This window comes from Paenibacillus sp. FSL M7-1455, assembly GCF_038004655.1.
GTDB lineage: Bacteria > Bacillota > Bacilli > Paenibacillales > Paenibacillaceae > Paenibacillus_AQ > Paenibacillus_AQ cookii.
Map to the genome: position 1 here is coordinate 1708797 of NZ_JBBORO010000001.1, position 13007 is coordinate 1721803.

The 13007-nt window shown below is 55.7% G+C and carries 14 protein-coding genes; 10 read left to right on the plus strand and 4 right to left on the minus strand.

What is annotated here, in order from left to right; genetic code table 11:
- The first annotated feature begins 8 nt into the window (after positions 1–8).
- Positions 9–1232: an MFS transporter gene (locus NYE48_RS07860; protein ID WP_340997903.1), complete on the plus strand. Its 1224-nt coding sequence runs from the start codon at positions 9–11 to the stop codon at positions 1230–1232.
- A gap of 66 nt (positions 1233–1298) precedes the next feature.
- Here NYE48_RS07860 and NYE48_RS07865 read toward each other — a convergent pair whose 3' ends face one another.
- Entirely contained in the window at positions 1299–1637 is a 339-nt protein-coding gene (locus NYE48_RS07865) for a VOC family protein (protein WP_212951345.1), read from the minus strand.
- 159 nt (positions 1638–1796) lie between these two features.
- Positions 1797–2687, minus strand: a complete 891-nt coding sequence (locus tag NYE48_RS07870) for a LysR family transcriptional regulator (RefSeq protein WP_036706553.1) — start codon at positions 2685–2687, stop codon at positions 1797–1799.
- A gap of 166 nt (positions 2688–2853) precedes the next feature.
- Here NYE48_RS07870 and NYE48_RS07875 point away from each other — a divergent pair, with 166 nt between their 5' ends.
- Positions 2854–3552, plus strand: coding sequence for an O-methyltransferase (locus NYE48_RS07875; RefSeq protein ID WP_340997906.1), 699 nt, complete (start codon positions 2854–2856; stop codon positions 3550–3552).
- On the opposite strand, the gene NYE48_RS07880 is transcribed toward NYE48_RS07875, so the two are convergent.
- Together NYE48_RS07880 and NYE48_RS07885 are read right to left on the minus strand one after the other, a co-directional pair.
- The gene (locus NYE48_RS07880) at positions 3494–4054 is read right to left on the minus strand and encodes a peroxiredoxin family protein (protein ID WP_212951349.1); all 561 of its coding nucleotides are present in this window, start codon (positions 4052–4054) and stop codon (positions 3494–3496) included. The two genes, NYE48_RS07875 and NYE48_RS07880, sit on opposite strands and share 59 nt — an antisense overlap.
- A gap of 83 nt (positions 4055–4137) precedes the next feature.
- Complete coding sequence (locus NYE48_RS07885) at positions 4138–4812, minus strand: Crp/Fnr family transcriptional regulator (RefSeq protein WP_212951350.1); 675 nt, start codon at positions 4810–4812, stop codon at positions 4138–4140.
- A gap of 242 nt (positions 4813–5054) precedes the next feature.
- Here NYE48_RS07885 and NYE48_RS07890 point away from each other — a divergent pair, with 242 nt between their 5' ends.
- The 8 genes from NYE48_RS07890 to NYE48_RS07925 all read left to right on the plus strand — a co-directional run bounded on the left by NYE48_RS07890 (position 5055) and on the right by NYE48_RS07925 (position 12986).
- Complete coding sequence (locus NYE48_RS07890) at positions 5055–5426, plus strand: GntR family transcriptional regulator (RefSeq protein ID WP_036706557.1); 372 nt, start codon at positions 5055–5057, stop codon at positions 5424–5426.
- A complete protein-coding gene (locus NYE48_RS07895) occupies positions 5423–6319 on the plus strand; it encodes an ABC transporter ATP-binding protein (RefSeq protein ID WP_036706560.1) in 897 nt (298 codons plus the stop codon). The genes NYE48_RS07890 and NYE48_RS07895 overlap by 4 nt, the downstream gene beginning before the upstream one ends.
- On the plus strand, positions 6316–6999 hold the full coding sequence (locus NYE48_RS07900) for a hypothetical protein (protein ID WP_340997911.1): 684 nt from the start codon (positions 6316–6318) through the stop codon (positions 6997–6999). Before NYE48_RS07895 ends, NYE48_RS07900 begins: the two co-directional genes overlap by 4 nt.
- A 138-nt stretch (positions 7000–7137) precedes the next feature.
- A complete protein-coding gene (locus NYE48_RS07905; RefSeq protein ID WP_036706567.1) occupies positions 7138–7713 on the plus strand; it encodes a spore coat protein in 576 nt (191 codons plus the stop codon).
- A gap of 180 nt (positions 7714–7893) precedes the next feature.
- Complete coding sequence (locus NYE48_RS07910; RefSeq protein ID WP_036706570.1) at positions 7894–8898, plus strand: LacI family DNA-binding transcriptional regulator; 1005 nt, start codon at positions 7894–7896, stop codon at positions 8896–8898.
- Positions 8899–9230: 332 nt separating this feature from the next.
- Positions 9231–10646: an ABC transporter substrate-binding protein gene (locus NYE48_RS07915; protein WP_036706572.1), complete on the plus strand. Its 1416-nt coding sequence runs from the start codon at positions 9231–9233 to the stop codon at positions 10644–10646.
- Between the two features lie 165 nt (positions 10647–10811).
- Positions 10812–11894, plus strand: a complete 1083-nt coding sequence (locus tag NYE48_RS07920) for a carbohydrate ABC transporter permease (protein ID WP_036706574.1) — start codon at positions 10812–10814, stop codon at positions 11892–11894.
- Positions 11895–12986: a carbohydrate ABC transporter permease gene (locus tag NYE48_RS07925; RefSeq protein ID WP_340997913.1), complete on the plus strand. Its 1092-nt coding sequence runs from the start codon at positions 11895–11897 to the stop codon at positions 12984–12986.
- The last annotated feature ends 21 nt before the right edge of the window (positions 12987–13007 follow it).

Here is a 13007-nt window from a genome sequence, read left to right on the forward strand (position 1 = left end):
AGGGAATGATGAAAAAAACTTCACGGTTCATGATGGCTGCGGCCTTTATTTTAGCTTCTTTGAATCTGCGGCCCGCGATGAACTCCGTCGCGCCCATGCTGCAAGCCATCCAGCGGGATTTGGGCATGAGCGCCTTGACGGCAAGCCTGCTCACGTCCATTCCTGTGCTGTGCATGGGGATTTTTCCGGCCTTTGCGGTCAAGCTGGGCCGGCGTGCCGGGCTGGAGCGCGTCATCGCTTGGTCGATTGCGGTCATCGGCATCGGTACGGTGCTGCGGTGGTTTACCGGGTCGCCATCGTATCTGCTCATGACCGCGATTTTGGCCGGGCTCGGGATCGCCGCGGCGGGACCGCTTCTGTCGGGCTTCATTAAGCGGCACTTTCCGACCAAGGTGCCTTTCATGATATCGCTTTACACCGTATCCATGGCGGTCGGAGCGACGCTTTCATCGGGGATGTCCCTGCCGCTGGCGGACCGGATCGGTTCGTGGCGCGAATCGTTGGCGGTTTGGGCCGTCCTGGCTGCCATCGCCCTGCCGGTATGGTGGTGGTCGGTTCTTCGCCGTGCCCGGCCGTCCGCTGGAGAGGCGCAGACGAGTCGTACGGCCGGATTGCCCTGGCGCAGCGGAAAAGCATGGGTTCTTACGGTGTCCTTCTGCCTGCTGGCCGTCTTGTTCTTCTCGGTCACGGCTTGGCTGCCGCCGGTCGTGGAGCATATGGGTTACGGCAAAGCATATGCGGCGAACATGCTCGTCCTGTTTTCTGTGACGCAGATTCCCGTCGGCCTTCTGTTCCCTCATCTGTTGCGGCGTTTTCCTTCCCGCCGTTTCTGGCTGGCGCTGGGCGCGCTGGCGATGGCCGCCGGCTTCCTGATGCTCTGGATTTCGGCGGCGCCGTGGCTTGCGGCGATTCTGATCGGCATCGGCCCCGGCGTGCTGTTCCCGGTTAATCTGATGATGCCGATCGAGGCGGTAAGCGATACGAAGCAGGCGACGGCCTGGTCGGCCATGACCCAGTCGGCCGGATACGTGATCGGTGCGCTGGGACCGATGCTGCTCGGCGTAATCCACGATGCTGCGGGCAGCTATGCGCTGCTGATCCCGGTGCTGCTGACCGTCACGCTGGCGATGGCGGCGGTTCATCAGCTGGCGGCGAAGGCGGCCAAGCCCGAAGCGCCGGATGTTTTAAACAAGCCCAGAGAAAAGGAAAAAGCCCTTCCTTTGGCAGAGTAAGGAAGGGCCTTGGATGGAACATGTCCACGCCTGCCTGCCGACCGTTCGGAACCGCCCCTTAGCCGTTTAGCAGAGCACTTCGACCGTAAAACCGCCCGGCGCCTCGACATAGAACGTGTACCCGTGCGCATGCTGCGGAGGCTTGACGTCGTAGCCGTCCTCCAGAAGCCTTTGGTTGATGCGGTCGACCTGCTCCTCGGTTGGCTGCGGGAAGCCGACGTGGAACGTTTTGGGGTACTGCACCTCGCGGCCCTTCATCAGCGTCAGGACAAAGCCGTCATCGTCCAAGAGCACGGCGAAGTTGTCGCCGCGGGTAGCCCGGCAAACCAGGCCGAAATAGGTCTCCAGAAACGCCCGGGACGCCGCCACATCGGTCACCGTCAAATTCAAATGGTTGATTTTCATATGTCTCCTTCTTTCCAAGTGGAGTATGGAATCGTCATTCACCTTTATTATATGACCTTCATGCAAGTGATAAGGTTACGGCATCATGGAGGGCAAGGGCTCAACTTGAAACGGATAAAGCAGTATAGTCCTCGTTAATCATGGGAACGTAGGGGACGGTTATTGCGGATGTTGGCGAATCAGCTCCACGAGATTGCGGGCCGCGGCGTTTAGCGGCTCGTTTTTGCGCGTGCAGATCGCGATGACGTTCTTTAGGTCGATGCCGTCGACGTATACGCGGCATAACTCGCCCCGGGCGACATGCTCGCGGACGACCAGCGACGATACGAAGTTGGCTCCGTACCCGGCAATGACGGCCGTAATCGCTTCATGCAGCCCGTTGAACTGCAGGGCGATTTTCGGTGCGGGAGCGCTGTACGTCCGGCATAAAGCCAGCAGCCTTTCCCGGGTGGAGCTTCCTTCTTCGCGCATCACGAAAGGCTCCTTCACCATCTCGTGAAGCGAAACCCGGCGGCCGGCGTATTTATGGCTCGGCGCCACCACGAACCACAGCTCGTCTTCGAACAATTTTTCGGTGTTCACCGAATCCGGATATGCTTCCGGCAGCCCGCCGTAAATCGCCAAATCCACTTCGACGTTCAGCAGCTGCTTCAGCGCTCCGCTGGAATTGGTCGTCGTAATGGACATTTCGACCTGCTCGTACCGCTGTTTGAACTTGGCGAGCCATGAAGGAAGGAGGAACTGCGCGGGAAGATACGTCGCTGCGAGCCGGATTTGCCCGTCCATCCCCTGACGGTAATCTTTGGCGAACTGCTCGATTTGCTGCTCGACGGCAAACAGGCGTTTGGCCAAAACGGCGACCTTCTCCCCGGCATCGGTAAGCGCGATGCCCCGGCCCTGCGGGACCATAAGCGTTAAGGCCAGCTCTTTTTCGAATTTTTTGATTTGGGCCGTAATGGCCGGCTGGCTGATGTTCAGCAGCTCGGAGGCGCGGGTGACGCTGCCGGTGTTGGCAATTTCGTGGAACAGGCGCAAAGCGTGCAGGTTCATCGTTTCTCACCTCGGATTGATTCATATATGTAATGTATGAAAACGTTAAAAAGATATATTATTCTTATCATTATATTCCGGCTACAATAAAATCAAAAGCTGATTCTCTCCAATTTCAGGTCGGCTTTTCAAAAAGTGGATGCGAAATGCGAGGAGGAGATGGAACATGAAACAAACGTGGGAACAAGTGGATGAGTATATTACGGATTTGCTTTGTCCGAACGATTCGATTCTGGATGACGTGCTTGTCGCGAACCGGCAGGCGGATCTGCCGGAAATCGACGTGACGGGAAACCAGGGAAAGCTGCTGCAGCTGCTGGTGCAAATGCAAGGGGCGAAGCGGGTGCTGGAAATCGGAACGCTTGGCGCTTACAGCACCATTTGGATGGCAAGAGGGCTGGCGGAGGGCGGCAAAATCATCACGCTTGAGCTGGAGCCGCATCATGCCGAGGTGGCGAATGCCAACATCAAACGCGCCGGGCTGAAGCATGCGATCGAAGTTCGGCAGGGGAATGCGCTGGAACTGCTGGAGGACTTGGAGCGGGAAGGGGCGGAGCCTTTCGATTTCATTTTCATCGACGCGGACAAACCGAACAATCCCCATTATTTGGAGTGGGCGCTTCGCTTCTCCCGTCCAGGCACCGTCATCGTCGGGGACAACGTCATCCGGGACGGGGAAGTTGCCAGCCGCCACAGCACCGATCCCCGGGTACGAGGCGTCAGAACCTTTTTCGATATGATCGCCGGGGACCCGCGCATATCGGCGACCGCGATTCAGACGGTGGGCAGCAAAGGGTATGACGGTTTTATGATCGGGATCGTGCAGCAAACCGTTCAATCGCCTCAAAAGGCAAATGATCGGTAATGAGACTGCCGTAGTGGGCGACCTGAACGATTCCTTGTTCATCGATCAGAAATTCGGCCGGAATCCGGTTGAAATTGGAGCCTTCCTCCGGAATCAGTTTGAATCCGGCTGCTTCCACCCGGGCCGTAATCTCGTGAATGTCCGGCTGCGCTAACGTTGCCTTCATTTTCGCTTCCGAAGACTCGACGCCGTACCGCGCGTAAATTTCTGCCTCAGGATCGGCAATAAGCGGGAAGGGTGCGTTTTGCCGCCCGACGTATTGGCGGAGGTTTGCCTCCGGAGATTCGAAAAAGGCGACGACCTCCATCCCTTGCCGCTTCCACGTTTCATATCGCTTTATAAATTGCTGCACCCGTAAATTGCATAAAGCGCAAGCGGAGTTGCGGAAAAAGGCGAGCAGAAGGTTGCGGCCCGAATAGGTGTCCGGCGTGACGGGTTCCCCGTTCTGATCCGCCGCTTCAAACCATGGGGCGGCATCTCCGGGGCGGAGCTGATTGTTCATCGTGAATCCCTCCTAATGATCGGTAAAAGGCGTTTCTCGCCCGTACCGCTACCTTATCAGGAAGGTGCCGCCTCCTCTGTGACTTAGTCACACAACATGTCTTCAAGCCTGTTTCTCTGCAAGATTTTGATCCGTCCCCGCCCGGTTTCCACCCATCCGCTGCGCGCAAACTTAAGAAGGGTCCGCGAAACGACCTCGCGCGCTGAATTCATTTCCTCGGCCAGCTCTTGATGCGTCGCGGCTACGAGCGGCTCCTGTTCGGTGGTCACGCGCAACAATGCTTTGGCGAGCCGCTTTTCTACGGGCATCCGCTCCTTTTCTCCCATCATGTCGATCATCCGGAACGTGCTTTCGAGCAAACCTCCGAAAACGGTGCTGCGGAACGACTCATGGAACTGCACCCAGCGCAAGAAACTGCTCCGGAGCACAAACAGCACGTCCACGTCCGTTTCGGCTACCAAATAGGCGGGATAGTCCCTTCCGCACAGCCCGCTGAGCACAAGCAGCGAACAGATTTCCCCCGCGGAAAGCCTGTTGAGCACCGTCTCGTTTCCGTTTTCGTGAACCGCCGTAATCCGGGCCGTTCCGCGGAGCAAAAACATGCCGTACAACGATGCATCCTCCCGCTGGAAGATGTTCGATTTGGCCGGGAACCGTTTGACATGCGGCCGGGCTTGCTCCCATTCTTCCTGAGAAAGACCGTTCAGGGAGGGGAAAACGTCGAGCAGGTTCGTTTCTTTTATCGTCTCTATGCTCATCTGTTACACCCTTTCGATGGTGGTATGATCCCGGATGGCGCCGGTAATCTTCGGCCTCTATCATATCATGGCTTGCAAGATGAATTTGGTGGTTATTTAGGTTCGAGACCAATGTGAGGGTTGGACCGAGTCCGTTGTGACGCGGCCCGGCCCTTTTTTATGTTTTCCGGTTGACAGGAGGAAAGTTTTGGCATATATTGAGGTTAGTTACTTAAGTAATTAACCAGTTGGGTGGTGGAGAAATGGGGCCTATTATGGATGACGGCCGTCCAATATTCATACAAATCGCCGAGAAGATTGAAGACGACATCATTGCAGGGGGGCTGCCGGAGGAGTCGCAGGTCCCTTCGACAAACCAGTTTGCGTCCTTTTACCAGATTAATCCGGCCACCGCGGCCAAGGGAGTGAATCTTCTGGTGGATCAAGGCATTCTGTATAAGAAGAGGGGGATCGGCATGTTCGTGGCGTCGGGAGCAAGGGAGACGCTGATCGAGAAACGGAAGGAGCAGTTTTTCGAGCAGTATGTCATCACGATGGTTCAGGAAGCGAGGAAGCTTGGCATTACGATCGACCAATTGACCGACATGGTCCGGAGAGGGGATGGGAAGCAATGAACCGCATCGTAGAAGTAAACCGGTTAAATAAAACGTACGGCAGCGAAACCGTCATCCAAGACGTGAGCTTTACGATCGAGGAGAACAAAATTTACGGCCTTCTCGGCAGGAACGGAGCGGGCAAAACGACGATCATGCACATGATCACGGCCCAGCTGTTTCCGTCGGGCGGGGAGCTGAAGGTATTCGGGGAACATCCTTACGAAAACAACCGGGTGCTGACCCGGATGAGCTTCATCAAGGAAAGCCAGAAATATCCGGACGTGTTCCGGATCGCGGACGTGCTGGACATTGCGGCGGACCTCTACCCCAATTGGGATCAAGGTTTCGCAGAGCAGCTGATCGAAGATTTCCGGCTCCCCGTCAAACGCCGAATGAAGAAACTGTCGCGGGGCATGCTTTCCTCGGTCGGAATCATCGTGGGCCTCGCCAGCCGAGCGCCGCTGACCATTTTCGACGAGCCTTATCTGGGGCTGGATGCGGTCGCAAGGAACCTGTTTTACGAACGGCTGCTCGAAGACTATGCGGAACATCCGCGAACGGTCATTTTATCGACGCATTTGATCGACGAGGTCAGCAATATGCTGGAGCACGTCATCGTCATCGATAACGGAAAAATCCTGCTGGACGAAGAGGCGGACAGCCTGCGCGGCAAAGCGTTTACCGCCGTCGGTCCTGCTGCAACCGTCCGCGCTTGGGCGGCAGGGAAACAGCTTATACATGAGGAAGCGATCGGCGGCCTGATGTCGGCATCCGTGCTCGGAAATTTAAGCGCGGCAGAGCGGCGGGAGGCGGAAGCGCAGGGCATCGAACTGGTCCCCGTATCGCTGCAGCAGCTGATCGTTCATTTAACGAGCGGCAAAACGAATGGAAAGGTGGCTGAACTCGGATGAACCGGATGGCAGGAGTCATGAAAATGCATTGGAGAGACAAATGGAGCTGGATTTTTATCCCGTGGGTCGTCGTGCTGTTCAGTTTTGTGACCAACCTGACCATCGGCGGATTGACCGGGGGAGAGGAAAACATCAACTCGGGCGGTCTCTCATCGATATTTATTTATATTTTTGTGTGCAGCTTGATCGTGCAGGGGCAGACCTTTCCTTTTGCGTTGGGGCTGAACGTGCGGCGGCTGGATTTTTTTGCGGGCACGAGCGCGATGGGCGTGTTGGTCTCGGCGGCTTCGGCGGTTGTTCTGCTTCTTTTTTCGCTCGCGGAGGAATTGTCGGACGGCTGGGGCGTCAGCGTGCATTTCTTTAACCTTCCGTTTATGGACGGCATTTCTCCGCTCGGACGGCTCGGCATCTACTTTGTCGTGATGGTGCATATGTTTTTCCTGGGCTTCGTGATCGCCAGCATCTACCGGCGGTTTAAAAGAACCGGCATGTTCGTGTTTTTTGCGGCGCTTTTTGTCCTGATGAGCGTGGCCACCTTTGCGCTGACGTATTTTAATTTGTGGCTCGATCTGTTCGGCTGGTTCGCGAATCATTACATGGACATTTTCGTCTGGATGGCTCCGATCGCGGTTGTGTACGCGCTGTTGTCTTACGCCATGATCCGCCGGGCGACCATCTGAGGAACGCAGGGACGTGGCAGAAGCGGGAGGAATCGGCTGAACCCGTTGCCGCATCATGCATAAATTCCGGATAAAGAGCGAAGTTTATGGGATGGAAAACAATTCTAAAAACCATGATCGCTAAAGGAGATTTTGACGATGCCGTTAGGTGCACACGAAGCCCACGAACTCAACGAATTGCTGCTCAGCTGCACGAATTCCATCCAAAGCATGGCGCTTTTCATCGATCAGGCGACCGATCCGGTCTTAAGAAACATGATCACCCGCCACTATGCCGTGCACGTTCAGGATTACAATATGAAGGTCGAATACGCGAACCGCTTCAGTTCGCCCGATCAGCTCAACGTTCCGGCCATGCCGATGAATCCGCCGATGCCTGCGATGAATCCGGGTCCGCAGCAGTATCAGCCGCTTCAGCCGCAGGTGAAGCTCCATCAGCTGGACGACCGCGCGATCGCGACTTCTTACCTGCTGACATTAAAACGGGCCGGCCGGGAGTATGCCTGGTCCGCATTCGAATGCTCCACGCCGCAGCTTCGTTCGTTCCTGGAGAACGCATTCCAGATGTGCTCGCACCAGGCTTTCGAAGTTTGGCAGTACATGGCTTCCAGAGGTTATTACGCGGCCGTGCCGGCTTCACAGGACGTGCTGCAGCCGATGCAGCAAATGTACAAATCGGTGCCGGAACATCAGCCGGGCCGGTTGTACAGCTGACGACCGCGATCCGTTTATGCAGCGCGTTTGCGCCAAGGTCCCTTGCGAGAGGGGCCTTTTTGCTTGTGCGGAACAAGCTGCAAACCCCGTCTGAAAGCGCTTCAAAAAATGTATTGCCAACGATAAAATCCCCTGCTATAATCGCCTTGAAAAGGTTTTCTTGTAAAGGAAGTTTTGACGATGAAGCCAACGATTAGAGATGTTGCCAAAATGGCGGAGGTATCCATCAGCACCGTATCCCGGGTGATGAACGCGCCCGAGTCGGTCAACGAGAACAAAAGGATCCGCGTTTTGGAGGCCATTGAGAAGCTTGGTTACCAGCCGAATTCGTTTGCGCGCGGACTGATTTACAACAAATCCTTTACGTTCGGCCTGCTGATTCCGGATATCGAAAACGTTTATTACACCGGGATTATCCGGGGCATGCAGGACGCATGCATCAAGCTGGGGTACAGCCTGATGATCTGCAATACCGACAGGGACCGAAGCAGGATGCTTTCGTATATCGACGCGTTTCACGAAAAGCAGGTGGACGGGATCGTATTCGCAAGCGACATGATGTTTCCGGAATACCACGAGAAGCTGGTCCGCTGCAAAATTCCGTTTGTGCTGCTGTCGACGCATTCCGAGGAGTTCGAGGTTCCCTGCGTCGAAATCGATGACGAGCAAGCGGCTTACGACGCGGCGAAGTTCCTCATCGAGCTCGGCCACCGGGAAATCGGGATGATCGGTTTCGACCACGAAAATTCGATCTCCGGGCCGCCAAGGTTCAAAGGGTTCGCCAAAGCCATGCTCGAAGCGGGGCTTGAACGAAACGTCCAGAGGGTAAGGGGAGCGGCGCACAGGTTTGAGCAGGCTTATCAAGCCGCGCATGAATTGTTCACCGATTTTCCCGAGCTGACCGCCGTCTTTTGCGTGGCCGACGAATTCGCGATGGGCGTCATCTCGTATTTGAAAGACCGCAACATATTGGTTCCGGGCCAGGTATCGGTCGTCGGCTTCGACAACCTCCGGTTCGCGAACATGTTTATTCCGAAGCTGACGACGATCGCGCAGCCGATGTACGACATGGGCTACCGCGCGGCCGAGAAGCTCCACGAATTGGTGACGACGGGCAAGGTCGAGGTTCTAAGGGAAAAGATGGAGCATAAATTGATTGTCAGGGAGTCTTCGCGGGAAAGGTGAGGCGTTTGCGGCGCTGGATTTGAAAAGCTTTTCAGAATGTCGCATCCCGGTTGGTTTTGCATGCTGCGCAGCCGGGTAATAGAGAGGGTTCCTATAACAATGCACTTATGATAAAACATGGTTTGACTTGAACAAAGTGAAAACGCTGTATTTTGAAAATAACCTTGATTTTGCAAGGAGGTGATCCGAGCATCCGCTGCATCTGTTCACCACGCGCCGAGACCGGAAAAGACAGTCCTGCGGCCGTTTGACGAAGACGCTTGCCTATCGTTGGCGCCAGAAAAAGTCAATCGACGTTTTTCAGCCTATTTCTAAAAAGGGGATGTTAGTGTATGACCAAAGGAAAAAAAGCCAGAACATCTTTGCTGCTCTCGCTTTGCTTGTCTTTTACGATGCTGCTGAGCGCCTGCGGAGGATCGGGGGATGCCGGGCCGACAACGGAACCTGCCGCCTCCGGAGGAGACAAAAAAGATACGGCCCAGGAAACCGCCGCGCCGGAAACCGGCACCGGCTCGCCGCTCGAGCTGGCGCTGCAGGGCAAATATAAAGGAACGAAAGTGACGATGTTCGGACCGTTCGTCGACGTCGACCAGAAGAAATTTGAAGAAAGCATCAAGGACTTCGAAGACAAAACCGGCATCGACATCCAGTACGAAGGCTCCAAAGAATTCGAGGCGACGATCAACGTCCGCGTCGACGGCGGCAACGCGCCGGACATCGCCGACTTCCCGCAGCCGGGCTTGCTCGCTTCGATCGCGAAAACCGGCAAAGTCGTCGATCTGACGAACATTCTCGATCAGGAAAAGCTGAAGAAAAACTACAACCAAAGCTGGCTGGACATGGCCACCATGGACGGCAAAGACGGCAAAATCATGGCCGGGATCTGGAACCGGAGCAACGTGAAAAGCCTGGTGTGGTATCCGAAAAAGCAATTTGAAGAAGCCGGCTACAAAGTGCCCGAAACTTGGGACGAGATGATGGCCTTGACCGAGCAAATCGCCAAGGACGGAGATCCGGCATGGGCGATCGGCATCGAAAGCGGCGCCGCCACCGGCTGGCCGGGCACCGACTGGATCGAAAACATCATGCTGCGCACGACAACGCCTGAAAACTACGACAAATGGGTCAAGGGCGAGCTGCCGTTCACTTCGCCGGAAGTGAAAAACGCGTTTGAAATCATGTCTAAAATCTGGATGAACAAAGATTACGTGTACGGCGGCACCAAATCGATCGTCACGACGGCCTTTGGCGACGCGCCGAAGCCGATGTTCGAAAATCCGCCGAAAGCCTGGTTTAACCTGACCGGCAACTTCATTACCAGCTTCTTCCCTGAAACCGCGAAAGTGGATCAGGACTACGACTGGTTCTACCTGCCGCCGATCGACGAAAAATACGGCAAGCCGGTGCTCGTCGCAGGGGACATTTATGCGATGTTCAACGACCGTCCGGAAGTGCGCGCCGTCATGGAATTTTTCACGACCGGCGAGTCCATCAAGTCCTGGGTGCAGTCCGGCGGCGTAATCGCGCCAATGAACGACGCCCCGCTGGAATGGTACAATTCCGAATCCGACAGACGGATGGCGAAACTCGTGCAGGACGCAACGACGCTTCGTTTCGACGGCTCGGACCTGATGCCGGGCAAAGTCGGCGCAGGCTCCTTCTGGAAAGGCATGACCGACTACGTCAGCGGAACCGCTTCGCTGGATGAAGCGCTGCAGCAAATTCAAAAAGGCTGGGACAACAAATAACGCAAATCATGGATCCATCGAACGAATCGGGGCGGTATGCGGCTGTGCGGCCGCCCCTTTTTTCCAAAGAATCTATATCCGATGATCCCTGCTGTAGCGGCGGCGCGCAATGCCGACGAAGCCGCTTACCGGGGGTTTTGAGATATCGAAGGGCAGGAACGACTTATGAATACGCAAGCGAAAAAGAATTTCAGCCTGAAAGCCGCGCTGCTCTTTGTCGTAGTGCTGCTGCTTAATATATTTGTCCACGGAGCCATCTTCATGCTGTTCCGGGATTCGACGCTGAATCCGCTGTTGACGGCGCTGTTTGCGGTCATATGGGGAGTCGCGGGCGTTTACTTGCTGTACCTTTCGTTCAGTTGGGCGGTAGAGCAGTTTCCGGAGCAGATCAGCCGCAGGATGCTGCCGTACGTTTTCATCGGGCCGGCCGTTCTTTTGCTGGGTTGGCTGCTGGTGCTGCCGGCGCTGCGGACGCTTTATTTAAGCTTTTTTAATGCATCTTCTGATAAGTTCGTCGGTCTGGGCAACTATCTGGCGATTTTCAGCGACCGGCTCCTCGCGACCGCTTTGCGCAACAACCTGCTGTGGGTATTCGTCGGTACGCTGGCCTGCGTGGCCCTCGGGCTGCTTATTGCCATCCTTGCGGACCGGAGCAGTTATGAGCGGATCGCAAAATCGATTATTTTCATGCCGATGGCCATTTCCTTCGTGGCTGCGGGCGTCATTTGGAAATTCGTTTATTATTACCAGCCCGGCACCGAGCAGATCGGCCTCCTGAATGCGATCGTGATCGCGCTTGGGGGCGAGCCGCAGGCCTGGGTGACCATGCTGCAGCCATGGAACAACTTTTTCCTGATCATCATCCTGATATGGATGCAGACAGGCTTTGCGATGGTGATTTTTTCGGCGGCGATCAAAGGCGTTCCCGACGACATCCTTGAAGCGGCGCGCGTGGACGGGGCGGGGGAGATCCGCATCTTTTTCCGCATCATCATCCCGTATATCTCGACGACGCTGCTGACGGTCACGACGACGATCATCGTGTTCACGCTGAAAATATTCGACGTCGTCATGGTCATGACGGGCGGCCAATACGACACCGAAGTGGTGGCGACGCAGTTTTACCGGCAGTTCTTCATGTACCGCAACTTCGGGTACGGTTCGACGCTGGCGATTGTGCTCCTGATCGCGGTGCTGCCTGTGATCTACTTCAACCTTCGCCAAATCCGCAAGCAGGGGGGATTCTAAATGGCCGGAAAAAAGAAGAAAAAGGGCAAAAAGTGGCTCGTTAACCTCATTCTTGGCATCATTTGCTTCATTTGGCTGATTCCGACCGTGGGCCTGCTGATTTCTTCCTTCAGACCTGCCGCGGATATTCTTCAGACCGGCTGGTGGAAGGTGTTCCCGCATCAGGAATGGAAAACGACGGATACGATCAAGCTGTCCAGGGACGTGGACCTGCGCCAGCCGATCGAAGTGAACGGCAAAACCTACTCCGACGATCAGCTGAAAGCGGGCGTAAAGTCGGGAGACGAGCGCCTTATTTGGGAGAACCGCCGCAACCGCGAGATCAGCGTGCAAAAACCGGGTTGGGTGGCGAGCACCCAGCTGACGCTCGACAACTACAAAAACGTCATTTCCGGCAAAGAGTACACGCTGAAAGGACCGGACGGCAGCGAAACGAAGGAAAAGGGAACGGGCCTCTCGCAAGCGTTCTGGAATACGCTGACGATCGCCATCCCGGCGACCGTCATCCCGATCCTGATCGCTTCGTTTGCCGCTTATGCCTTCGCTTGGCTGCGGTTCCCCGGCCGGAAAACGCTGTTCGCGGTCATCATCGCGATGCTGGTCGTTCCGCTGCAGGTGGCGCTGATTCCGGTGCTGAAGGATTATACCGCGCTGGGCCTGAACGGCAGCTATCTCGGCATCTGGCTGGCGCATTCGGCTTTTGGCCTGCCGCTGGTCACTTATTTCATGTATAACTTCATCAGCCAGCTGCCGAAGGATTTGTTCGAATCCGCCTTTATCGACGGCGCGAGCCATTTTACCATTTTCAGCAGGCTGATTTTGCCTTTGTCGGTGCCTGCGCTGGCTTCGATCGGCATTTTCCAGTTCCTGTGGGTATGGAACGATTATCTGGTTTCGCTCATCTTTATCGGCAACCAGCCGGAAGTGCAGGTCATGTCGATGAAGATCGCCGACCTCGTCGGCTCCCGCGGAAACGACTGGCACCTGCTGACGTCCGCTGCCTTCATCTCCATGCTGATGCCGCTGGCGATTTTCTTCCTGCTGCAAAAATATTTCGTCAGAGGGTTGATGGGCGGTTCGGTGAAAGGGTAAACGAGGGAAGAAGTTCCCGCT